At 36.2% G+C, this 23,099-nt stretch carries 20 protein-coding genes; 14 read left to right on the top strand and 6 right to left on the bottom strand.

The window, feature by feature from the left end:
* Positions 1-3 precede the first annotated feature (3 nt).
* Genes BD809_RS01050 through BD809_RS01040 form a run of 3 tightly spaced genes read left to right on the top strand, consistent with a single transcriptional unit; the run spans position 4 to position 1,758 of the window.
* Complete coding sequence (locus BD809_RS01050) at positions 4-387, top strand: TraR/DksA family transcriptional regulator (RefSeq protein WP_148781094.1); 384 nt, start codon at positions 4-6, stop codon at positions 385-387.
* Positions 388-430: 43 nt separating this feature from the next.
* Positions 431-1,087 (top strand): DUF4097 family beta strand repeat-containing protein, encoded by a 657-nt coding sequence (locus tag BD809_RS01045; RefSeq protein WP_148781093.1) that lies wholly within the window; start codon positions 431-433, stop codon positions 1,085-1,087.
* Between the two features lie 53 nt (positions 1,088-1,140).
* Positions 1,141-1,758, top strand: coding sequence for a lipoprotein signal peptidase (locus BD809_RS01040; RefSeq protein WP_148781092.1), 618 nt, complete (start codon positions 1,141-1,143; stop codon positions 1,756-1,758).
* On the opposite strand, the gene BD809_RS01035 is transcribed toward BD809_RS01040, so the two are convergent.
* The 5 genes from BD809_RS01035 to BD809_RS01015 are packed head-to-tail and all read right to left on the bottom strand — an operon-like array spanning position 1,755 to position 5,076.
* Positions 1,755-2,159, bottom strand: coding sequence for a response regulator (locus BD809_RS01035; protein WP_148781091.1), 405 nt, complete (start codon positions 2,157-2,159; stop codon positions 1,755-1,757). The two genes, BD809_RS01040 and BD809_RS01035, sit on opposite strands and share 4 nt — an antisense overlap.
* 60 nt (positions 2,160-2,219) lie before the next feature.
* On the bottom strand, positions 2,220-2,786 hold the full coding sequence (locus tag BD809_RS01030; protein WP_170251716.1) for a 5-formyltetrahydrofolate cyclo-ligase: 567 nt from the start codon (positions 2,784-2,786) through the stop codon (positions 2,220-2,222).
* Positions 2,779-3,759 carry a succinylglutamate desuccinylase/aspartoacylase family protein gene (locus BD809_RS01025; RefSeq protein ID WP_148781089.1) on the bottom strand — a complete coding sequence of 327 codons (981 nt, stop codon included), beginning with the start codon at positions 3,757-3,759 and terminating at the stop codon, positions 2,779-2,781. The genes BD809_RS01030 and BD809_RS01025 overlap by 8 nt, the downstream gene beginning before the upstream one ends.
* Before the next feature lie 16 nt (positions 3,760-3,775).
* Entirely contained in the window at positions 3,776-4,648 is an 873-nt protein-coding gene (gene rimK, locus BD809_RS01020; RefSeq protein WP_148781088.1) for a 30S ribosomal protein S6--L-glutamate ligase, read from the bottom strand.
* Positions 4,648-5,076 carry an ATP-dependent zinc protease family protein gene (locus BD809_RS01015; protein WP_148781087.1) on the bottom strand — a complete coding sequence of 143 codons (429 nt, stop codon included), beginning with the start codon at positions 5,074-5,076 and terminating at the stop codon, positions 4,648-4,650. Before BD809_RS01015 ends, rimK begins: the two co-directional genes overlap by 1 nt.
* 160 nt (positions 5,077-5,236) lie before the next feature.
* On the opposite strand from BD809_RS01015, the gene uvrC reads away from it, so the two are divergent.
* The 11 genes from uvrC to BD809_RS00960 all read left to right on the top strand — a co-directional run bounded on the left by uvrC (position 5,237) and on the right by BD809_RS00960 (position 21,222).
* On the top strand, positions 5,237-7,042 hold the full coding sequence (uvrC, locus tag BD809_RS01010) for an excinuclease ABC subunit UvrC (protein ID WP_148781086.1): 1,806 nt from the start codon (positions 5,237-5,239) through the stop codon (positions 7,040-7,042).
* The gene (locus BD809_RS01005; protein WP_317130837.1) at positions 7,039-9,324 is read left to right on the top strand and encodes a patatin-like phospholipase family protein; all 2,286 of its coding nucleotides are present in this window, start codon (positions 7,039-7,041) and stop codon (positions 9,322-9,324) included. Before uvrC ends, BD809_RS01005 begins: the two co-directional genes overlap by 4 nt.
* Before the next feature lie 179 nt (positions 9,325-9,503).
* The gene (locus tag BD809_RS01000; protein ID WP_148781085.1) at positions 9,504-10,664 is read left to right on the top strand and encodes a homogentisate 1,2-dioxygenase; all 1,161 of its coding nucleotides are present in this window, start codon (positions 9,504-9,506) and stop codon (positions 10,662-10,664) included.
* A gap of 197 nt (positions 10,665-10,861) precedes the next feature.
* On the top strand, positions 10,862-12,001 hold the full coding sequence (gene hppD / locus BD809_RS00995; protein WP_148781084.1) for a 4-hydroxyphenylpyruvate dioxygenase: 1,140 nt from the start codon (positions 10,862-10,864) through the stop codon (positions 11,999-12,001).
* Between the two features lie 381 nt (positions 12,002-12,382).
* Positions 12,383-13,156 (top strand): DUF3108 domain-containing protein, encoded by a 774-nt coding sequence (locus BD809_RS00990; RefSeq protein WP_148781083.1) that lies wholly within the window; start codon positions 12,383-12,385, stop codon positions 13,154-13,156.
* Positions 13,156-14,127 carry a tryptophan 2,3-dioxygenase family protein gene (locus BD809_RS00985; RefSeq protein ID WP_148781082.1) on the top strand — a complete coding sequence of 324 codons (972 nt, stop codon included), beginning with the start codon at positions 13,156-13,158 and terminating at the stop codon, positions 14,125-14,127. The genes BD809_RS00990 and BD809_RS00985 overlap by 1 nt, the downstream gene beginning before the upstream one ends.
* A 4-nt stretch (positions 14,128-14,131) precedes the next feature.
* Positions 14,132-15,391 carry a peptidoglycan DD-metalloendopeptidase family protein gene (locus BD809_RS00980; protein WP_148781081.1) on the top strand — a complete coding sequence of 420 codons (1,260 nt, stop codon included), beginning with the start codon at positions 14,132-14,134 and terminating at the stop codon, positions 15,389-15,391.
* Positions 15,392-15,394: 3 nt separating this feature from the next.
* Positions 15,395-17,032, top strand: coding sequence for a glucose-6-phosphate isomerase (gene pgi / locus BD809_RS00975; protein WP_148781080.1), 1,638 nt, complete (start codon positions 15,395-15,397; stop codon positions 17,030-17,032).
* A gap of 176 nt (positions 17,033-17,208) precedes the next feature.
* Positions 17,209-19,812, top strand: a complete 2,604-nt coding sequence (locus tag BD809_RS00970; protein ID WP_148781079.1) for a TonB-dependent receptor — start codon at positions 17,209-17,211, stop codon at positions 19,810-19,812.
* Positions 19,813-19,904: 92 nt separating this feature from the next.
* Positions 19,905-20,345 carry a hypothetical protein gene (locus BD809_RS00965; RefSeq protein ID WP_148781425.1) on the top strand — a complete coding sequence of 147 codons (441 nt, stop codon included), beginning with the start codon at positions 19,905-19,907 and terminating at the stop codon, positions 20,343-20,345.
* A gap of 55 nt (positions 20,346-20,400) precedes the next feature.
* Positions 20,401-21,222 (top strand): HAD family hydrolase, encoded by an 822-nt coding sequence (locus BD809_RS00960; protein ID WP_148781078.1) that lies wholly within the window; start codon positions 20,401-20,403, stop codon positions 21,220-21,222.
* A 66-nt stretch (positions 21,223-21,288) separates the two neighbouring features.
* On the opposite strand, the gene lepA is transcribed toward BD809_RS00960, so the two are convergent.
* Positions 21,289-23,085, bottom strand: coding sequence for a translation elongation factor 4 (lepA, locus tag BD809_RS00955; protein WP_148781077.1), 1,797 nt, complete (start codon positions 23,083-23,085; stop codon positions 21,289-21,291).
* Positions 23,086-23,099 lie beyond the last annotated feature (14 nt).

Here is a 23,099-nt window from a genome sequence, read left to right as displayed (position 1 = left end):
GACATGGCAGATGATATAAAAGTAAGGTATAGCGATGCTGAGCTTGCTAAATTCAAGGAAATCATTCTTGAAAAAATGCAAAAAGCCAATAAAGATCTGGAACTACTTCAAAGTGCCTATAAAAATGATGGTAATAATGGTACGGATGATACCTCCCCAACTTTTAAAGCATTTGAAGAAGGAAGCGAAACAATGTCTAAGGAAGCCAATACACAATTAGCCATTAGACAAGAAAAATTCGTTAGAGATTTAAAAAATGCATTGTTACGTATAGAAAACAAAACATACGGAGTATGTAGAGTAACCGGAAAACTAATTAATCCGGAACGCTTAAAGCTTGTTCCTCATGCAACATTGAGTATTGAAGCTAAAAATATGCAGAGCTAGGCAACTAGATTTTCCTGAGAATAATAAGTAATGCTTTCTGTAAATGGAGAGCATTATTTATTTTATATCTACCGCAATGAATCATGTGCTTTTACTTAATCTTACTTTATTTTTTACCTTTTCATGTAGCTATGGACAAAGACGTGGTGAAAAAAAATTCTCAAGTGCCGATATAAGCGCAGTGTACATTCAAACTGATTTTGTTTCTACGATTGAAATTTTAAACACTTCAAGAAAAGAAATTAAAATTAAATATTCTTCAGAAGGTGAATATGAAAACATGTTCGTCATTCAATCAAAAAGAACTAAATCTACCTTGCACATATCAGATGATATACAACCCTTTCTTGAAAAACTTAATGATAAGCTCGCTGCACATAAAATAAGTGCTGCAAAGATGACAATTTTTGTTCCTGAAAACATAAGTATCTACTTGATATCTAAGCAAGCTAATTGTATCATTGATGCCAAACTACACTATCTGTTCGCCGAGCTCAATTCCGGAATTGTTAGAGCCAATTACTTTGAAGGAAACGCCGATGTGCATACAATTTCTGGTGCGATTACTTTGTATACCAAGAATGCTACCCTAACCACAAGAACTAATACGGGCAATATTTTGACAGAAAATATGCTGGGAAATCACTCCATAAACCTAATATCACTCAACGGTGATATTAATGTCTATAAAATAAAATAAAACATTATTTTTGTCGCTCTTATATAAGATCGGTGATCTTGTAAACTATACTTATGTCCTTAAAAAAATCAATTTTAGTAATATTCTTAGTCCTATTGATCGATCAGGTCTCTAAAATTTACATAAAAACACATTTTAGCCTATATGAAGAAGTAAAAGTTTTTGAGTGGTTTAGAGTGGTTTTTGTGGAGAACAAAGGTATGGCTTGGGGTTTTGAACTTCCAGGAATTTACGGAAAACTTGCATTGACGCTTTTTAGACTCGTCGCTATAACCGGTATTGGTTATTGGCTATACGATTCTGTACGTAAAAAAAGCCCGGATATTCTGGTATTTTGTATTGCATTAATTTTTGCAGGAGCCTTTGGAAATATCATCGATTCCATATTTTATGGTGTTCTATTTAGTGAAAGTACAAGTATCCAAATTGCAGAATTTTTACCGGTTGCAGGGGGATATGAAGATCTCTTTTACGGTAAGGTGGTAGATATGATTCAATTTACCCTGTATGATGATATCTTGCCAGAATGGATTCCTATATGGGGCGGACAACCATTTTCTTTTTTCGATCCTGTATTCAACATTGCAGACTCTGCGATAAGTATTGGGGTGTTTTTACTGCTTATTTTCAATAAAAAAGCATTTCCTAAAGAGTTTAGTAAAGCAGCCTAATTACTGAGAATTCTTTCAAAATCCTTAATTTTGATAGGTTTAGTGAGATAATCCCTAACAAAATCGATTGCTTTAGCACGATCAACATCGCGAGAATCAATAGACGAACTTACAACATATAAACTATAGCTCTCGACAATTTGATCTTTGATCTTCTGGAATTCTTGCAAAAACTCCCATCCATCCATAATGGGCATGTTCAAATCCAATAAAATTACATCAGGAAATATCTCTTTTTGATTACCGGGAAGTGCCTGAACAAAAAACTCAATGGCTTCTTTTCCGTTTTTAAAAATTAAGATCTCATCAGATAACGCTCTCATCTTAATTATCTTGCTAACAAGATTAACATAAATTTTATCATCATCAATGATGCATATTCTTCCTAATTTTTGGGACATAAGTGTATTACTATTAAAGAATCTAATATACTATAAAGAATCTCCAGATTCAAGCTAATTTCACTCGAATACATAAGTTTTATTGGGGGTGACGCAATAATCAAGTTTTATATCGGTAGATTCTACAAAACTAAATTCTGGTGCTGCTTCAAAAAAAGATAGCCCTACTTTGATCACCTTGTCATTACATTTGGCTAAGAATCGATCATAAAAACCCTTCCCATACCCTATTCTATTCCCAACTGTATCAAAGGCTAACAGGGGTATAAAAACTACCTCAATTTGATCAGAAGCAATAGGTATGCCGTCTACAGGCTCTGGGATATTATATTCATTCTTTATTAAACGGGTGTTATCAGTAAGCAGATAGTTGCTAAGTTGATTCGTTGTGAAATCACTTTTAGAAACCACTACATTTTTATCTTTCCCCTGTAAAACATGTAGTATAAAATCTGTATCCACCTCCTTTTGCTCTTCAATTGACAAAAAAATATGATAGAAACTAAAGCCCCATAAAGGCATTGTTAAGATGCGATTAGCAATTGCTAAACTATTTGACTCTATGGTGCTATTATCCAAATCAGCCCGTAATATTTTATAGTGCTGTCTCAGTGCTTTTTTATTCATTGGCATCCTCAAATAGTGCTGTGGTTATATGAAAAATCGCATCTCCTTTATGGATTATCGGAGCTTCATTCACATTAATAATATACCCCTCATTAGGAGCTTTTACCACGGTGCGCATTTTCCCATATGGATCCGTAATTGTGGCCAAAAACTCTCCTTTTTCAACATGTTTACCACAAGGAATTTTGATATGTAGCATGCCACTATTTTTAGCTCGGACCCAGTAGCTTTTCTTAATAACTATACTTTTGGCTCGGGCATTAGGAATTGAAAACTCCGGCATGAGCATTTCAAGGTGTTTTAGTATTCTCATTGTACCGATCACTCCTTCCTTCGCTATATCCTTATTGCTGTTTTGGGATTTCCCCCCTTCAAAAAGTAAAATTTTAATTCCTTTTTTTGAGCAGGTAGCTCTGAATGAGCCATCAACGTTTTTAGACAACAATGTAAAAGGTGCATTAAACGTTTCCGCCAATTTCATTAACTCAGCATTGGTAGGATCAACCCGAATATGAGCTGCATTAAAACGACTTCCTCCACCGGTATGAAAATCCAGACAATAGTCTGCAACGGGCAAAATCTCATTGGTAAACTGATAGGCAAATTGACTCGCTAACGAACCATTTTTGGATCCGGGAAAAACCCGATTTAAATCACGTCCGTCCGGAAAAAACCGATCCATATTTAAAAAGCCAAAAACGTTTAAAAGTGGAATACAAATAATGGTACCGCACTGGGGTTTATTGATTTTTTTAGAAATAATTTGTCGTACTATCTCCACACCATTTACCTCATCCCCATGAATTCCGGCTGTTATTAAAACAGTGGGACCCGATTTTTTTGAACGCTCTATTATAATTGGAATTTCAACTTTTGTAGAGGTATAAAGATTGGCTATGTTGAAATTAATCGTTCGGCTCTCACCCAATTGTATATGCTCACCTAAGATATTAAGAACATCTGATTTTTTCATAGTAGAAAGAATGAAATTATATACTTCGTTCGATATATCTGATTATTGATTTTGCAATATCCTTTCCTGTGGCTTGTTGAATACCCTCTAAGCCCGGGGACGAGTTTACCTCTAATATTAATGGACCTCGTTCACTTTGCAACATATCCACTCCTGCAACCCCCAACTTCATTGCTCTTGCCGCCTTGATAGCAGCATTTTCTTCTTCTTCACTAAGCGCAATAACCTCTGCGCTGCCACCGCGATGTAAATTAGATCTAAATTCACCGTCCTTACCTTGACGCTTCATCGCTCCTACCACTTGTCCATCAATTACCAAAGCCCTAATATCAGCGCCCTTAGCTTCTTTAATATACTCTTGAATAATCACTCTAGCTTGTAATCCATTAAAGGCTTCTATCACAGACTCAGCAGCATTTTGTGTATCTGCTAATACCACTCCCAATCCTTGAGTACCTTCCAATAGTTTTATGATTAAAGGAGCTCCACCCACATGTTCTATAGCCCCAGACACGTCTTTTGAATAGTTAGTAAACACCGTTTTAGGCAGGCCTAAACCCGCTTTTGACAATATCTGTAAACTACGTAATTTATCTCTTGACTGCACCAGTGCCTGTGATTGTACGGTAGTAAACACATTCATCATCTCAAACTGACGTACTACCGCAGTACCATAAAACGTAATGGAAGCGCCAATTCTTGGAATTACTGCGTCAACGTGATCTAATCGTTTACCTCTATAATAAATTTCCGGTTTTTTTTTCTCAATTACTATGTCGCAATTTAGCGGATCAATTACCTGTACTGTGTGTTTACGTTTTACCGCTGCCTGCACAAGCGCATCTGTTGAAAAAAGGTTTGCGCTTCGCGACAAGATTTTAATGTTCATTATGATTTATTATTATGTGATTGATCTTCTAATTGTGGATCAACTAAAAATTTTCCGCTCAAAAATCGTCTTCCCAGTAAAACCGGAAATCGCATGTCATCTCTTGAAGACAAGGTAAGTGTGATTGGATATGTTTTATTAAACAGACGTATTTTAGTTCGTATAGTATACCGCACTTCTATTTCCCCATTACTACTTTTAACAGCAGTAATATCATAGTTTGTAAAAACAAACTGTTTACCATTATACTCTGGATGTGTGGCATCCAGAAAACTACATTGTAACGTTTCGTCGATCTCTTCTATATCTTTGCAATGAATTGAAGAGGTATAGGCACCTGTATCGATTTTTACGTCGATTTCATTGATTTCCAAAAGTGGGAAATCGGCCTTATCTGTTCTTCCTATTATTCTTTTTTTTACTTCCAAAAAAATGGTGAATTAAATTATCATGACACAAAGATAAACGTGCTTTTCGAACTTATCCTTTTTTTTTTAATCTATGCGGAATCCTTTAATTTTTTAACATAAATTAAACCTTTTGAGCACCTTTTAACATGACACTATATCTTAAATTTACACTGTGAATATGCAGCAACTTCCTCTAGAAATACAATTAAAAACCCTGCCAAGTAATCCTGGGGTGTATCAATATTACGACAAAGATGATAAATTACTTTATATTGGTAAAGCTAAGAATTTAAAAAAAAGAGTTTCTTCTTATTTTACGAAAAAGCATGACAGCCATCGTATCGGGGTTTTAGTAAAAAAAATCCGTTTTATCAAACATATTATCGTCGAAACCGAAACTGATGCACTCTTACTAGAGAACAATTTGATTAAAAAGCATCAGCCACGGTTTAATGTTATGCTCAAGGACGATAAAACGTATCCATGGATTTGTATTAAGAAAGAACGTTTTCCAAGAGTTTTTCCTACACGAAATCTAATCAAAGATGGTTCCGAATATTTTGGTCCCTATACAAGTTTTAAAACGGTAAACACGCTACTCGAATTAATCAAAAATTTATACCAGCTCAGAACCTGTTCCTATGATTTAGCTGAAGAAAAAATTCAAAACGATAAATACAAGGTGTGTCTGGAATACCATCTAGGTAATTGTAAAGGCCCATGCGAAGGTCTACAAGAAGAAAATGAATATAACGAAAATATAGAAGCCATACGACAAATTGTTAAAGGAAACTTTAAAGACTCTTTGCAACAATTTAAAAATCTCATGCATACGCATGCCGAGAATATGGAGTTTGAAGAGGCTCAGCGTATAAAAGAAAAGATTGAAGTTCTTCAAAAATACCAAGCAAAATCCACAGTAGTTAACCCAAAAATTAGTAACGTAGATGTTTTCTCTGTAATATCGGATGAAGCTTATGGGTACGTCAATTTTTTACAGCTTTCCTATGGTTCTATCATTCGATCTCATACCACTGAGATCAAAAAGAAACTCGATGAAACCGATAAAGAACTGCTAGAACTAGCTGTAGTTGAGCTTAGACAACGTTTTAATTCTAATTCAAAAGAAATTTATCTTCCTTTTAAACTTAGCCTTGGCGAACATATTAAAGTTACCGTTCCGCAATTAGGGGACAAAAGAAAAATCCTCGATCTTTCTATTAGAAATGCAAAATATTATCGACAAGAACGTTTTAAGCAAATTAAAATTATTGATCCGGATCGTCATGAAAAAAGATTGATGGCTCAAATGAAAAAAGATTTGAGACTGCCCTCAGAGCCACATCATATAGAATGTTTTGATAATTCAAATATTCAAGGTTCTAATCCAGTCGCTGCTTGTGTTGTTTTTAAAAACGGAAAGCCAAGCAAAAAAGAATATCGCAAGTTTAATATAAAAACGGTGGATGGCCCTAATGATTTTGCTTCTATGGAAGAAGTAGTCTATCGTCGCTACAAACGTTTAAAAGAAGAAGGAGAGCCGTTACCACAACTTGTAATCGTAGATGGTGGTAAAGGACAGTTGTCCTCTGGACTAAAAGCCTTAGATGATCTCGACTTGCGAGGCAAGATTACCATTATTGGTATTGCTAAACGCCTTGAAGAGATCTATTATCCGGGAGATTCTATACCGTTATATTTGGATAAAAAATCAGAAACACTCAAAGTTATCCAACACCTACGTAATGAAGCGCATCGCTTTGGCATTACCTTTCACCGTCAAAAAAGGAGTAAAGCTGCACTGGACACCGAACTTGATAAAATACCGGGAATTGGAGAAAAAACAGTGATTGAGCTACTAAAGACTTTTAGGTCGGTTAAAAGGATACAAAAAGCCTCTATACAAGAACTTGCTCAAATTGTAGGAAATTCTCGCGCAACCAAAATTTATAATTACTATCTTTCTAAAAAGGATCCAACGTGAATCAATCAACTCCATTATCAAAGGTACTTTCGGTTTGCATCCTTGCCATGTGCTATTTAGGAAACTTTACCTGTCTTGCGCAAACCTCAACAGATACTATTGCTAATCAAAAAGATATTAAAGTTGGGATTGTACTAAGTGGCGGTGGTGCAAAAGGTTTAGCACATATAGGCGTTTTAAAGGTCATCGAAGACTCGGGCGTGCGTATTGATTATATTGGGGGTACGAGCATGGGAGCCATCATTGGATCTTTATATGCCGCCGGCTATAGCGCAACGACCTTAGACTCAATTTTTAGATCTGTAGATTTTAACGAACTTATACAAGACGATCTCCCGCGTCGTGCAAAAACTTTTTATGAAAGAGAAGACGCCGAAAAGTACGCCATAACCCTCCCTTTTGATAAATTTAAAGTTGGTTTACCCAAGAGCCTTTCCAAAGGGCAGAATTTTTATAACCTTTTCTCTCGATATACTTCTCACGTAAACAATGTGCGTGATTTTGACAGTCTACCTATTCCTTTTTTCTGTGTGGCTACTAATATTGAAAATGGAGAACAAGTAATTTTGGATAAAGGATATTTACCACAAGCTGTTTCTGCAAGCAGTGCACTTCCCTCCGTTTTTAGCCCTGTCGAAATTGATGGCGTGTTACTAACCGACGGTGGAGTTGCAAATAATTATCCGGTAGAAGAGATCAAAAAAAGAGGTGCTGATATTGTCATAGGTGTGGATGTCCAAGACAGTTTAATGACTGTAAACCAACTTAACTCTGTAACTAATATCATGTTACAAATCAGTAATTTTAGAACCATAAAAGATATGAGGGATAAAATTACAAAAACCGATATCTATATAAAGCCATCTATCGGAGATTTTACCGTTCTGTCCTTTCAGGATACTGAAAAAATTATAAAAGTTGGAGAAGAGGCAGCGCAAAATTCGATGCAATTATTTGAAGAAATTCGGAGTCAGCAGCAACCGAGAACCAACCTTACAAAAACAAAACAGCCAATTTCTAAAACATCAGACACCATACATATTAACAGTCTGCTTGTTTCTGGCAACACGCGCTATACGAGATCCTACGTCAAAGGAAAACTCAAAATGAAAATACCGCTTACTACAACCTATCAAAGACTTAATGAAGGAATTAATAACCTATCAGCGACCGGTAATTTTGATCGCGTAAGTCATCGTCTCATCGATAATGAAACCGGCAAAGGATTATTAGTAAACGTAAAAGAAAGCAAAAACAAAATGCTACTTCGCTTAGCAGTGCATTACGATGATCTGTATAAAACAGCTGCTTTACTAAATGTTACCCGCAAAAGTTTATTTCTTAATAATGATGTTTTATCTGCAGATCTTGCTTTAGGGGACAATATTAGATATAATGTAGATTACTATGTCGATAAGGGTTTTTACTGGAGTTATGGCTTTAAATTTCGCTATAATAAATTTGAAAAAGATATTCCCTACGGCTTTTTAACTGATATCACTGTTGTACCTAATATAGGTATTAATAATGTTGATGTAGAGTATAAAGATTATACGGCTCAAGTATACGCTCAGACTCTTTTAAAACAAGCCTTTTCCCTTGGTTTTGGCATAGAATACAAGAACCTGAACATTTTTACTGAAACGTTTGGTGAAGATGAAAATTTAGTCCCCCAAACCGTGTTTGACGATAGTGATTATATTGGCGCTTTTTCATCATTACGGTTTGACTCTTTTGACAACAAATATTTCCCTTCAAAAGGGTATTTGTTTTCAGCAGATCTGAACGGCTACTTCTATTCTTCAGATTATAACGATAATTTTAATGAGTTTTCTATATTCAAAGCTAAACTCGGATATGCGTTTCCCATATGTCACAACGTCTCTGTTCAAACCGAAGCCGAAGCCGGTACTAAAATAGGGAATACGGATCTTGATTCTTTTGATTTCTTTTTGGGAGGATTTGGCGCTAAGACTATTAATAATTTCATTCCTTTTTATGGGTATGACTTTATAGGATTTACCGGTCAAAGTTTTGCCAAAGTAGGCGTTACCGTTGATTACGAAATATTCCCAAAAAACCATATCAACCTTGCTGCGAACTATGCTAATGCAGGAAAAAAACTTTTTAGCACAGGTAAATGGTTTGAAAACCCTGAATTTACAGGCTATGCTCTCGGGTATGGTTTAGAAACCTTTGCCGGACCCGTGCAGGTCAAGTATTCGTATTCTCCTGAGTTGGGTGAAAGTGAGTGGTTTTTTAGCATTGGCTTCTGGTTTTAATACTTTGATGACACGAATCAGCAAAAAATTTACGACATTTGTAATGTTATGACTCTTTTTTGGCACAACTTATTGATACATCTTCACTACCTTATCAAGCGCAATCCTGAATAAAGGGAACTGTTAATTGATCCCTATTTTCAGAAGAAAGTTTAGTTATTTATTTAAAGTATTGAATTATGCCTTTTTATCATAGCCTGGGTAAGATCCCACCAAAACGCCATACGATTTTTAAAAAACCTGATGGCTCTCTTTATTACGAACAATTATTTGGAACTATAGGGTTTGATGGTATGTCAACAAATCTGTATCACAACCACAGACCCACGCAAGTTAAAGAGATTAAGGGAAGCTATGATGCGGCTCCCAAAATTGCTTTAAAGAACAATATAAAGTCTTATCGTCTCCATGGTTTCAAAATACAACCTGAAAAGGATTATTTAGAAAGTAGAAAAATTGTACTTACCAATGCGGATGTACATATTACGCTTGCTGCACCGCAGGAATCAGTAAAAGATTATTTTTACAAAAACACTGATGCTGATGAGTTACTGTTTATACACAAAGGAAGTGGTCGCTTTATCAGCCATTTGGGTGTCATAGACTTTAAATATGGAGATTATATCGTAGTCCCCAGAGGAACTATCTATCAAATGGACTTTGATACGAGTGACAACAGATTATTTATTGTAGAATCGAGAAGGCCGATTTATACTCCTAAACGATACAGAAACTGGTTTGGACAATTATTGGAACATTCTCCTTTTTGCGAAAGGGATTTGCGACCTCCTCACACCCTAGAAACCCATGATGAGAAGGGTGAGTTTCTTTTAAAAGTCAAAAAGCAAGATGAGATTTTTGATATGATCTATGCGACACATCCTTTTGATGTAGTCGGGTACGACGGTTATAATTTTCCTTATGCATTTTCCATTCATGACTTTGAACCTATTACAGGAAGAATTCATCAACCACCGCCGGTACACCAAACCTTTGAAACCGATGCCTTTGTAGTATGCTCATTTGTTCCCAGACTTTATGATTATCACCCGGATAGTATCCCCGCACCATATAATCACAGTAATATTGATAGTGACGAAGTTCTCTATTATGTTGATGGTGATTTTATGAGTAGAAATGATATCGATGCGGGGCACATTTCATTACATCCGGCAGGTATTCCGCATGGTCCACACCCCGGTGCCGTAGAACGAAGTATTGGTAAAACCAAAACAGATGAACTTGCGGTGATGGTAGATACGTTTAAACCTCTTATGGTGACCGAAGCTGCTATGAAAATTGCAGACGATGATTATCATACCTCATGGCTCGAACATTAGAGGTGGTAGTATCCCTGTGTGAGCTGGACAAACACAAGTTAAACTTAAGTTTCTTAACATCACAATTCTATAAACTATCAAAATTATGCTTAACTTCAGAGTAGATATTACAGCGCATATAAGAGCCATGTGGTAAGGAAGACTCTATGCGAGTATACAAAAATCAAGCATTATTTCAATTCTATTAAAATACAATCATGTCAACACATACAACACCAGAAAATTTAGAGAAAATCATTCCGCAAGCCGAAGATTTTTTACCCTTATTAGGAACAGACTATGTAGAACTATATGTAGGCAATGCAAAACAAGCTGCATACTACTATCAAACAGCCTGGGGATTTGAACCCATTGCCTATGCAGGTCTTGAAACAGGCCTTAAGGATCGTGTCTCCTATGTATTACAACAAGACAGAATTCGATTGGTACTAACCTCTCCATTACAACCGGATGGCGCAATAAACCAACACATTAATGCCCATGGCGACGGTGTTAAAGTTGTGGCTCTTTGGGTTGATGACGCTACAAAAAGTTATGAAGAAACAGTAAAACGCGGAGCTAAATCATATTTTGAACCAAGAACTGACAGCGATCAAAATGGTAAAGTGGTAACCTCGGGAATCCACACCTATGGGGAAACTGTGCATATTTTTGTTGAACGCAAGAATTACAACGGAGTTTTTCTTCCCGGATATACCAAATGGACTAAACCGTATAAAACCGAATCCACGGGTCTTAAATATATTGATCATATGGTAGGAAATGTGGGTTGGAATGAGATGAATAAATGGTGCGAATTTTACGCCAAAGTCATGGGGTTTGCGCAACTAGTGTCTTTTGATGATAAAGATATTTCTACCGAATATACCGCTCTTATGAGTAAAGTTATGAGTAATGGAAACGGTCGAATCAAATTTCCTATCAATGAACCTGCTGAAGGCCGCAAAAAATCTCAAATTGAAGAATATATTGATTTTTATAATGGCGCAGGCGTGCAACATATGGCACTGGCTACAGATAATATTATTGAAACAGTATCATCTTTAAAGGCAAGAGGAGTCGACTTTTTAACCGTACCTTCCAGTTACTATGATACCGTTTTGGATAGAGTTGGCGAAATCGACGAAGAACTTGAACCTTTAAAGGAATTAGGTATTCTCATTGATAGAGATGATGAAGGATATCTTTTACAAATATTTACCAAGCCTGTACTGGACCGCCCTACTATGTTCTTTGAAATTATCCAGAGAAAAGGTGCTCAATCATTCGGAAAAGGTAATTTTAAAGCCCTTTTTGAAGCTATAGAACGTGAACAAGAAGAACGTGGAACGCTGTAACTTAATGTTAATCAGTTTAATTTCACATATTCGCAACTAAAGCGCTAAAAAAACAGCAATTAATATATTATTATATTTATTTAACTAATTTTTTGTTAAATTTCATATTAAAAAAACGTTTTCGGTTGATAAATCAATAAAAAAAGCCCACTTTTGTATTAATAAGTGGAGTGGTTACCATTTATTATGAAAACAATAATTATTCTCATAATTTAAGTTTTTAGTTGGTTAATAAAAGTAAAAGAGAGCTGTGGTGGCTCTCTTTTTTTGTTTTTATATTTTTGCAACATAATTGTATTTTAAGTGTTTATATTAAACCTTACTTTTGGAATGGATATTGCAAATGACTTGATGATCATAGCTTTTAAATCCCAAATCTTTATGAGAAACATTTTTATATTGCTCTTATTCGTAAGCACCACCGCCATATCACAGCAAACCCATCAGGCGTTTCAGGATGGTGAATGGTTTAAGTTTAGAATTCATTATGGATGGTTTACCGCCAGCTATGCCACCTTAGAAGTCAAAAAAGAAATACTTGATGGAAAACCTGTACACCACATCGTTGGTGTAGGTAAATCGTCCGGGATACTTAGTGCCTTTTTTAAGGTAGAAGATTACTACGAAACCTACATCAATAGAGAAAAAGTCATACCCTATCGTTTTATTCGCAAAATAAACGAAGGTGGACATACTAAAGACATAGAAATTAATTTTGATCATGCTAAGAAAAAAGCTTTGGTCCACGACAAAAAACGAAATACCAGACGTACTTTTGACACCAAAGGTGATATTCAGGATTTGATGTCCTCTTTTTATTACTTAAGAAATAATCTTGACACGAGATCCTTAAAGATTGGAGACGAAAAATATGTGGACATGTTTTTTGACAATGAAAATTACAAATTCAAACTCAAGTTTCTGGGCAGAGAAGTCATTAAAACAAAGCTTGGTAAAATCTCGTGTTTAAAGTTTAGACCGTATGTTCAGGCCGAACGTGTATTTAAAGAAGAAGAAAGCATGACCGTTTGGATCAGTGATGATAAAAATCGAATGCCGGTTAAGATTAAAGCTGACATACTCGTAGGCTCTATAGAAGCAGATCTAGATGCCTTTAAGGGCCTAAAGCACCCATTCAAAATTATAATAGACTAATGGAAGAAAACATCCAACCCGAAATTACCGAAAAAATCAAGCAACTTGAAAAAAAATTCAAGAATTCAGGACAGGATTTAGGCGCTTATCTGGATGGCCTGCTACATGATAAATACCTGACTTATTGGGATTATATTCATCTTGACACACTCTTAAGTCTTCAAGTTCCACGAACCCATTTTCCTGATGAAGAAATTTTTATAACCTATCATCAAATTACAGAATTGTATTTTAAGTTAATCATTCATGAACTCAAACAGATCATTGACGATAAACTCCAAACCGCTACTTTTTTTACTGAAAAACTCGTTCGAATAAACCGCTATTTTGGAGTACTTATAGATTCCTTTGATGTTATGATCAAGGGTATGGACAAAGAACAGTTTCTTAAGTTTAGAATGTCGTTGCTACCCGCCAGTGGGTTTCAATCGGTCCAGTTTAGGTTGATAGAAATATACGCTACTCCCTTGCAAAATTTGGTTAGTGCCAAGAGAAGAGATCAATTTGATGAGGATACTGCACTAGAAGATCTTTATGAAAATCTTTATTGGAAATCAGGTGCAACAGATCTCGAAACCGGAGAAAAAACATTAACTCTTAAGCAGTTTGAATATCGATATACCCCCAGAATGATTCGAATTGCCCATCAGGTTGAAAACAATACTGTATATCATAAATATATGCAATTACCAGAAAAAGAACGCAATAACGCTGTACTCATTGATGCTTTGCGTACTTTTGATACCAATGTCAATATCAACTGGCTCTTGATGCATATGGGGGCAGCATATCGATATCTCAACAAAGGAAAAGGAGAAATTTCTGCTACCGGAGGCACAAATTGGAAAAGTTTTTTACCTCCAAGCTTTCAAAGAATCACATTTTTTCCTAATCTTTGGAGTCAAGAGGAAAAAGAAAATTGGGGTCAGCAATGGGTTACCCATCAGTTTAACAACAAAAAACAGCATTAATCAATTGAAGAAGTTTATTTATATACTGCTTGCTATCGCAGTATTTTACTCATGTAAGAAGGAAAATGAAAAAGCAAAAGTAGCCCCTGCTGCTGTTAAAGTTAAAAAAGAACTTCCGCCACCCGTGGTCAAGGAGTTTGGTTATGCTCTCAATGACTATCAGGTGATTAGGGATACCATTCGACGAGGTGACAGTTTCGGTGGTATTTTAGATAGTCATGGCATCACACGAGCTAAGGTTTTTGAAATTACCAATGCGATTAAAGATTCGTTTAACGTTGCACGCATAAGAGCAGGAAAACCCTATGTGGTTTTAAAACCAAAAGACACCACCAAGTCCGCAGAAATTTTTGTCTACATCAACAATAAAATCGATTATACGGTTGTGGATTTTACGGACAGTATTCAAGTTTACAAACGAAAAAAACCAGTTAAACTTGTCGAAAAAATTGCTTCAGGAACTATCCAGAGCAACTTGTCTCAAACCTTTGACGAGCTCAACCTTAGTTTTTTGGTAGCTTATAAACTTGCTGATATATACGCCTGGACTATCGATTTTACCAGACTTCAGGCAGGTGACCGATTCAAAGTTATTTACACAGAAAAATTTATCAATGACACCATTCCGGCAGGGATCGGTGAAATAAAGGCTTCTCATTTTGAGCATCGCGGAAAATCAGTATACGCTTTTAAATTTATCTCTGACAGTACAAAAGGTATTGCCGATTTTTATGATGAAAATGCAGATAACTTGAGACGTGCTTTTTTAAGAGCTCCCGTACAGTTTAGCCGAATCTCCTCTCGCTATAACCTAAAGCGAAGAATTAAATATTATGGCAACAAGATAAGACCGCATCGAGGAACGGATTTTGCTGCACCCATAGGAACGCCAATTCTTGCAACCGCCGACGGTATTGTAACAAAATCTGAGCGCCGTGGTGGCAATGGTAAATATGTGAAAATACGACACAATGCTACCTATGAAACACAGTATTTACATATGAGCCGACAGGCAGTTAGAAAAGGAGAGTATGTGAGACAAGGCGACGTAATTGGCTATATAGGTATGACCGGTAATACCGGCGGACCTCATGTTTGTTATCGTTTTTGGAAAAATGGTCGTGAGGTTGACCCTTTTAAACAGGATCTCCCTGCAAGCAAACCTCTTGCTGATTCTTTACAGCCGATTTTTACTACTCATATTACACCACTTAAATCACAACTGGACGAGATTACTTTCGAGACAGACAACGAAATTTTATAAATTATGACATTACCAACTATCAACCCAACCACCACCAAAGCTTGGAAAGCGTTATCCGATCATTATAATGAATTCCAAGACACTTCTTTGCAAGAGCTTTTTAAACAACACCCTTCACGAGGTGAAGAATTTGCGATTGAATGGAAAAACTTTTATGTAGATTATTCAAAACAGAGAATAAATAATACCACTATCAACTTATTGGTTGACCTCGCTAAGGAAACAGGTTTAGAACGTGCGATCAAAAGCTATTTTGATGGAGACGCTATCAATGTAACCGAAAATCGTGCGGTACTACATACGGCTCTTCGGGCTCCGGCATCACAAACCATTCAACTCGACAATAAAGATATTGTTGCCGATGTTCACGCTGTTAAACAAAAAATGAAAACTTTTTGTGATAAAGTGATCAATGGAGAATTAAAAGGACACACAGGTAAAGCATTTGACACTATTGTCAATATCGGTATTGGCGGGTCAGATCTTGGACCTGTTATGGTTACTGAAGCTTTAGAATTTTATAAAAATCATTTGAAGCTTCATTTCGTTTCTAACGTAGACGGAGACCATATCCATCAATGTCTTAAAAAGATAGATCCTGAAACTACATTATTCGTAGTAGTCTCCAAGACCTTTTCAACACAAGAAACCTTATCAAACGCTAACACAGCACGCGAGTGGTTTTTTAAAAATGCACCACAAGAAGCAGTAGCAAAACACTTTGTAGCCGTCTCAAGTAATATAAAAAATGTCACAGAATTCGGTATTGCCGAAGACACTATTTTTCCGTTGTGGGATTGGGTTGGTGGTCGCTTTTCGCTTTGGAGTGCCGTAGGACTATCCATTGCTTTATCAGTGGGTTTTAAAAATTTTGAAGCGTTATTAGAAGGCGCCCATGAGATGGATGAACATTTTAGGACCACACCTTTTGAAAAAAATATCCCTGTAATTTTAGGATTGTTGACTATATGGTACAATAACTTTTTTGAAGCAGAGAGTGAAGCTGTAATTCCTTATTCGCAATACCTACACCGATTACCAGCCTATTTGCAACAAGGTATTATGGAAAGTAATGGTAAGAGCGTTGATCGTAATGGAGAAAAAATAACGTATCAAACCGGATCAATTATCTGGGGAGAACCCGGAACTAATGCACAACATGCCTTTTTTCAATTACTCCATCAAGGAACAAAATTAATTCCGGCAGAATTTATTGGCTTCAAAAAGTCTCTTTTTAATGATCAAGATCATCAGGATAAGCTTATGGCTAATTTTTTTGCACAAACCGAAGCTTTGATGAACGGAAAGTCAGAAGAACAAGTTAGAAGAGAATTAAAAAACAAAAAACATACGCAAGAAGAAATCGACAAATTAACCCCCTTTAAAATCTTTGAAGGAAACAATCCCACCACCACTATTTTAATTGAACAACTCACTCCCAAAAGTTTAGGACAATTGATCGCCTTATACGAGCAACGTATTTTTGTACAAGGGATTGTTTGGAATATATATAGTTATGACCAATGGGGTGTAGAATTGGGGAAACAACTTGCAAGTTTTATCGCGTCAGAAATAAAATCTGAAGAAATTTTACATCACGATTCCTCTACCAATGCCCTTTTACGTAAATATCTAGAGTAAAGAATAAGGAAGTGCTTTATTTTTCATATTTTTAATTGATTTAAAATCAAGGAGGTGTAGATAATTTTTATTGTAAAGCCATAAACAAACTATGTGAAAATTTTTAACATTTACATAAAGTTGGTTTCAATAAAGATTCGTTCTTTTGCACCGAATAATAAACTCAATTCATTATAATGAAAAAGATTACATTTTTATTTGCTGTAATGTTGATGGCAGTGGTCACATCAACTTTTGCTCAGGGTACGGTTACGGGTACGGTTTATGATGCCGAATCTAACGCTCCGCTTCCTGGCGCAAATATTTTAGAAATGAGAACTTCAAACGGGTCAGTAACTGACTTTGATGGTAAGTTTTCAATTAAAACAAACAAATCTAAAGGTACAATCAACATTTCTTATGTAGGATTTGGATCCAAAAACATCGCATTTGATGTAACAAATGGAGATCAGGATTTAGGTGTTATTAAGCTAAATTTGGACAATTCTCTAGAAGAAATCGTCATCGTAGGTACCGGAGTTGTCGATTTAGCTGAAGACAGAAAGACACCTATCGCTGTATCGACTGTTAAAGGAGAAGACATTCAACTGAAAGCTGCTGGTAACGTAGAGTTTACTGAAACCATTAAAAACATACCGTCTGTGTATGTAGCTAATCAAGCAGGTGGATTTGGTGATAGTCAAATTTTCTTGAGAGGTTTTGACAATACGAATACTGCAGTTTTATTAAACGGACAACCAATTAATAGCCCAGAAGATGGTCGTGTTTATTGGTCAAACTGGGCAGGAATGTCTGATGTGGCGAATGCGGTTCAAGTACAGCGTGGTTTAGGGTCTTCTAAGCTAGCAATTTCTTCTGTAGGTGGGACTATCAACATAATATCTAAAACTACAGATCAAAAAGAGGGTGGATATGTTAGACTTCTAGGCGGAAATGATAGCTATGCTAAAGGTACTGTTAGTTATAATACAGGTCTAAATGAAAGCGGATGGGCCTTTTCGGTATTACTGGATCACTGGCAAGCGCACAGAAAATATGCTGAAGGTACTGCCGGAGGAGGACAAAACTATTTGTTTTCTGTAGGTTATAAGCCAAATGATAAAAACACGTTTAATTTCTTGGTAACAGGTGCTCCACAATGGCATGAGCAAAATTTCTCTCAAGATCTTGAGGTTTTTGAAGAATTCGGTGAAAAGCAAAATAGAAACTCTGGTTTCTTAGATGGAGAACGTTACACAGAAAGAAAGAATTACTATCACAAACCTGTTGCTAACTTAAACTGGGATTTTGATATCAACGAGACTTTGGATCTTTCAACAGTTGTTTATGCTTCATGGGGACGTGGAGGAGGAACCGGTGGTCTTGGTAGAGGTCGAGTTCGAGTAAATGATAATGACAACCAGAATATTGATTTTGATCAAATTGTAGAAAATAATATTGATTCTGCAGATGGAAATGGATTTGGAAATTTTGGAGATTCTTATATCAGAAGATCATCTGTTAATAATCATAACTGGTATGGCATACTTTCAAATCTTAACATAGAATTAGAAGAAAACTGGGCTTTCAATCTTGGATTTGACGGTAGATTATATCACGGAGATCATTTTAGACAAGTTAATGATCTATTAGGTCTAAATGGTTTTACTGACAACTTTAGAACAGATAGACCGGATGATTATGTATTTACAGAAGAATTCAAAGCAGATCCTTGGTCAGCCTTGTTTGATTTTGCGGACGAAGCTAATCGTACTCAATTTGATTATTCAGAAGATATTAACTATTTAGGAGGATTCGGTCAAGCAGAATATTCTACTGAGAAGTTTGCAGTTTTCGTTCAGGCAGCTGTATCAACTCAGTCTTACCAAAGAGAAGGGCGCTTTGTAGGCACAGGTGATGGCCTTGGAAAATCTGAAAAGCTTAATAAGATTGGTTATAATTTTAAAGGGGGTGCTTCCTATAATATTAATAGCCAACACACTATTTTTGCAAATGCTGGATTTTTCTCACGTCAACCATTTTTAGACAATATTTTTGTTGACATACGAAATTCTAATGAAATAGTTAAACCCGAAATTGACAACGAAGAAATCACTGGTTTCGAGGCTGGATACAGGTTTAAAGGTGGAAATTTCAAATTAAATGTTGATGTTTATAGAACTGAATGGGCAAATCGTTTCTTAAATACTAGTGGACCAGAGTTGTCCAATGGAGATTTTACAACGTATAGACTGACAGGTGTAGGCCAAATACATCAAGGAGCAGAATTTGATTTTGAATACAGACCGAATGGTGGAAAATGGAGATTAAAAGGTTATGGTTCTATGGGGAATTGGAAATTTGAAGGGGATTCTCCCTTCACCCTTACCAATGATCAAACTGCAACCATTATAAATTCAGGAAATATTTCCTTAACTGGAACTAAAGTGGGTAACGCTGCACAGACTTCATTTGGAGTTGGTGGCTACTATGATATTTTTGACAATTTATCTGTTGATTTAGATTATAATATCTACGCAGACCTCTATGGTTTTGTTGATCCAGAAGATGTTGTACAGGCTTCAATTGATGGTGATACGTACCAAGCTGATAGATTGCCATCTTATGATCTAGTAGATGCCGGACTTACATATAAGTTCTTTTTAGGTGAGGACAAGCTTACATTTAGAGCTAACGTCAAAAATTTATTTAATTCACCTTATATAAATCAATTAGACTCTTTCGGGTATTACTTAGGAATAGGCAGAACTTGGAATGCTAGTTTACGTTACAATTTCTAAAAATAACGAAAATAATATCTTTAAAACCTCACTCTTACCGAGTGAGGTTTTTTTATGCAATATGAGTATCTTTGAGTAAAATTATATCAACTATGTACGAAGCTATTCAAATTCTTCATTCCTATTGGGCCTATCTAGTAGTCCTGGTAGTGCTCTTAGCAACCATCAATGCGATCATCGGTGTTATTAGTAAACGTGAATATACCCCAAAAGATTTTCGCATCTCTTTATTCGCCTTAATTACAAGTCACATTCAACTTCTAATCGGTATTGTTTTATTATTTGTATCGCCCCTGGTAGTATGGTTTTCGGGAACGCACTCTATGGGTGAAATCATGAAAAACGCCACCCTAAGATTATACAACGTAGAGCATCCTTTAATTATGATTTTGATGATTGCGTTTATCACTATCGGTTACTCAAAACATAAGAAAAAACTGACTTCTACACCTAAGTTGAAGACTTTAGCCATTTTTTATACCATAGCTGCAGTTCTTATGTTATCCAGAATCCCTTGGTCTAATTGGTTTTAATTACGATAGAGCATCTTTAATATTTTCATTGCTCTGTGCTTCTATCTAAACGTCTATGGATTTATCCCAAATACAGCTTATCGCTACCGATATGGATGGCACCTTACTTAATTCTCAAGATCAGGTAAGCACTAGATTTTACGACGTATATCACGCCCTTAACGCTCAAGGTGTAACCTTCGTGGCTGCCAGCGGAAGACAGTATTATAGTCTCGCCCATAAATTGGCTTCTCTTAAAAAGGACTTATATTTCATTGCTGAAAATGGAGCTTTGCTAATGCATCAAGATAAAGAGCTGGGTGTTATCGAAATCAAGAAGGAAAAATATCTTGAATTACTACAGCAGATTCAAAAAATACAAGGTTCGCAACTTATTGTTTGCGGACGAAAAACAGCTTACTTAAATGACCATGGTCCTGAATTTCTTGAGTTATTTTCAGAATTTTATGAGCGCTACGAGATCATAGAAGATTTGACTCAGATAGACGACCAAATATTAAAACTGGCAATTTGTAATATCAAAGGTACTGAAACGCATGTATATCCACAATTGCAACATCTAGAAAGGGAATTAAAAGTAAAAGTATCCGGTAAAATCTGGCTGGATCTTTCCCATACTCAAGCTAACAAAGGAAACGCTCTTCAAAAATTACAAAAACTTCTAAATATAACCGCCGAGCAAACGATGGTGTTTGGAGATTACAATAATGATCTGGAAATGATGGAGGCTGCAACTTATAGTTTTGCGATGAAAAATGCTCATCCCAATATCCTTAAAGCCGCCAACTATAGTACCGAGAGTAACGATAACTATGGTGTAGAGCGCATTCTGGAAAAAGTATTGGAGGCAAAGCTTACAACACAAGCTCCCGTTTAAAATAAATTGAAAAAGCTGTTTTAGCACATACTAAAACAGCTTTTCTATAATGACCTTACTTAAGAATTAATCATTCAGCTTTAAAACGGCCATAAAGGCTTCTTGCGGAATCTCCACATTACCTACCTGACGCATACGTTTCTTTCCTTTTTTCTGTTTTTCCAGTAATTTACGCTTACGTGAGATATCTCCACCATAACATTTTGCTGTTACATCTTTACGTAATGCTTTCACCGTTTCACGCGCTATAAATTTAGCTCCAATAGCTGCTTGGATAGGAATATCAAATTGCTGTCTCGGGATGAGCTCTTTTAGCTTCTCACAAATTTTCTTTCCTATTTCGTAAGCATTATCCTTATGCAATAATGCTGACAGTGCATCTACCGTATTTCCATTTAATAGAATATCAACTTTTACCAGTTTGGATTCACGTAAGCCAATAGGAGAATAATCAAACGAAGCATAGCCTTTGGAAACTGTTTTCAAACGATCATAAAAGTCAAAAACAATTTCGGCAAGGGGCATATCAAAGCTCAATTCGACCCGCTCAGTGGTTAGATAGGTTTGATTTGTAATCTCTCCTCGTTTTTCAATACACAACGACATTACAGAACCTACAAAGTCAGATTTTGTAATAATGGTCGCTTTAATATAGGGTTCCTCAACTCTGTTTAGCGTAGAAGGTTCCGGCAGATCCGATGGGTTATTAACGATGATAACTTCATCGGGTTCTTTGTTGGTAAAGGCATGATACGACACGTTAGGCACCGTTGTGATAACTGTCATATTAAACTCACGCTCTAACCGCTCCTGTATAATTTCCATATGCAGCATTCCTAAGAACCCACATCTAAAACCAAAACCAAGTGCCGCAGAACTTTCAGGGACAAATACTAAAGACGCATCATTTAACTGAAGCTTTTCCATTGACGACCGCAGTTCTTCATAGTCCTCTGTGTCTACAGGATAGATCCCTGCAAAAACCATTGGTTTAACATCTTCAAAACCCCCAATTGCATTTTTGGTTGGACTTTTTGTATCTGTTACTGTATCTCCCACTTTGACCTCTCTGGCATCTTTGATTCCTGTAATTAAATAACCAACATCGCCTGTTTTAATAACCTGCTTCGGAACTTGTTTAAGTTTTAACGTACCGATCTCATCTGCAAAATAACTCTTGCCCGTAGCGACAAATTTAATTTGCTGTCCTTTACGGATTTCTCCGTTCATTACTCTAAAGTAGGTTTCAACACCACGAAAAGGATTATACACAGAGTCAAAAATTAAGGCTTGCAACGATTCATCCGGGTTGCCTTTTGGTGCAGGAACTCTCTCAATAATTGCCGTAAGAATCTCTTCAATACCAATACCGGTTTTTGCACTGGCAGGTATCACATCCGAAGCATCACAACCCAAAAGATCGACGATATCATCGGTTACCTCTTCAGGATTTGCACTAGGTAAATCTACTTTATTCAACACCGGTATAATCTCAAGATCATTTTCCAGTGCTAAGTATAAATTTGATATAGTTTGTGCCTGAATGCTTTGGGCAGCATCAACAATTAGCAAAGCACCTTCACAAGCCGCAATTGAACGGGAAACTTCATAGGAAAAATCTACGTGTCCCGGTGTATCAATTAAGTTGAGTATATACTGTTCCCCTTTATAGGTATAATCCATTTGGATTGCATGACTCTTGATTGTAATTCCACGTTCGCGTTCAAGATCCATACTGTCTAATAACTGTGCCTGTGCCTCACGAGCGGTAACAGATCCGGTAAAATCCAAAAGCCTGTCAGCCAACGTACTTTTACCATGATCGATATGTGCTATAATACAAAAGTTTCTTATGTTCTTCATCCTTCTCTAATTAC

This window comes from Aquimarina intermedia (assembly GCF_008124785.1).
GTDB classification, from domain to species: Bacteria; Bacteroidota; Bacteroidia; order Flavobacteriales; family Flavobacteriaceae; genus Aquimarina; species Aquimarina intermedia.
The sequence above is the reverse complement of the archived record's forward strand: the minus strand, read 5'-3'. Positions and strand labels throughout refer to the sequence as shown.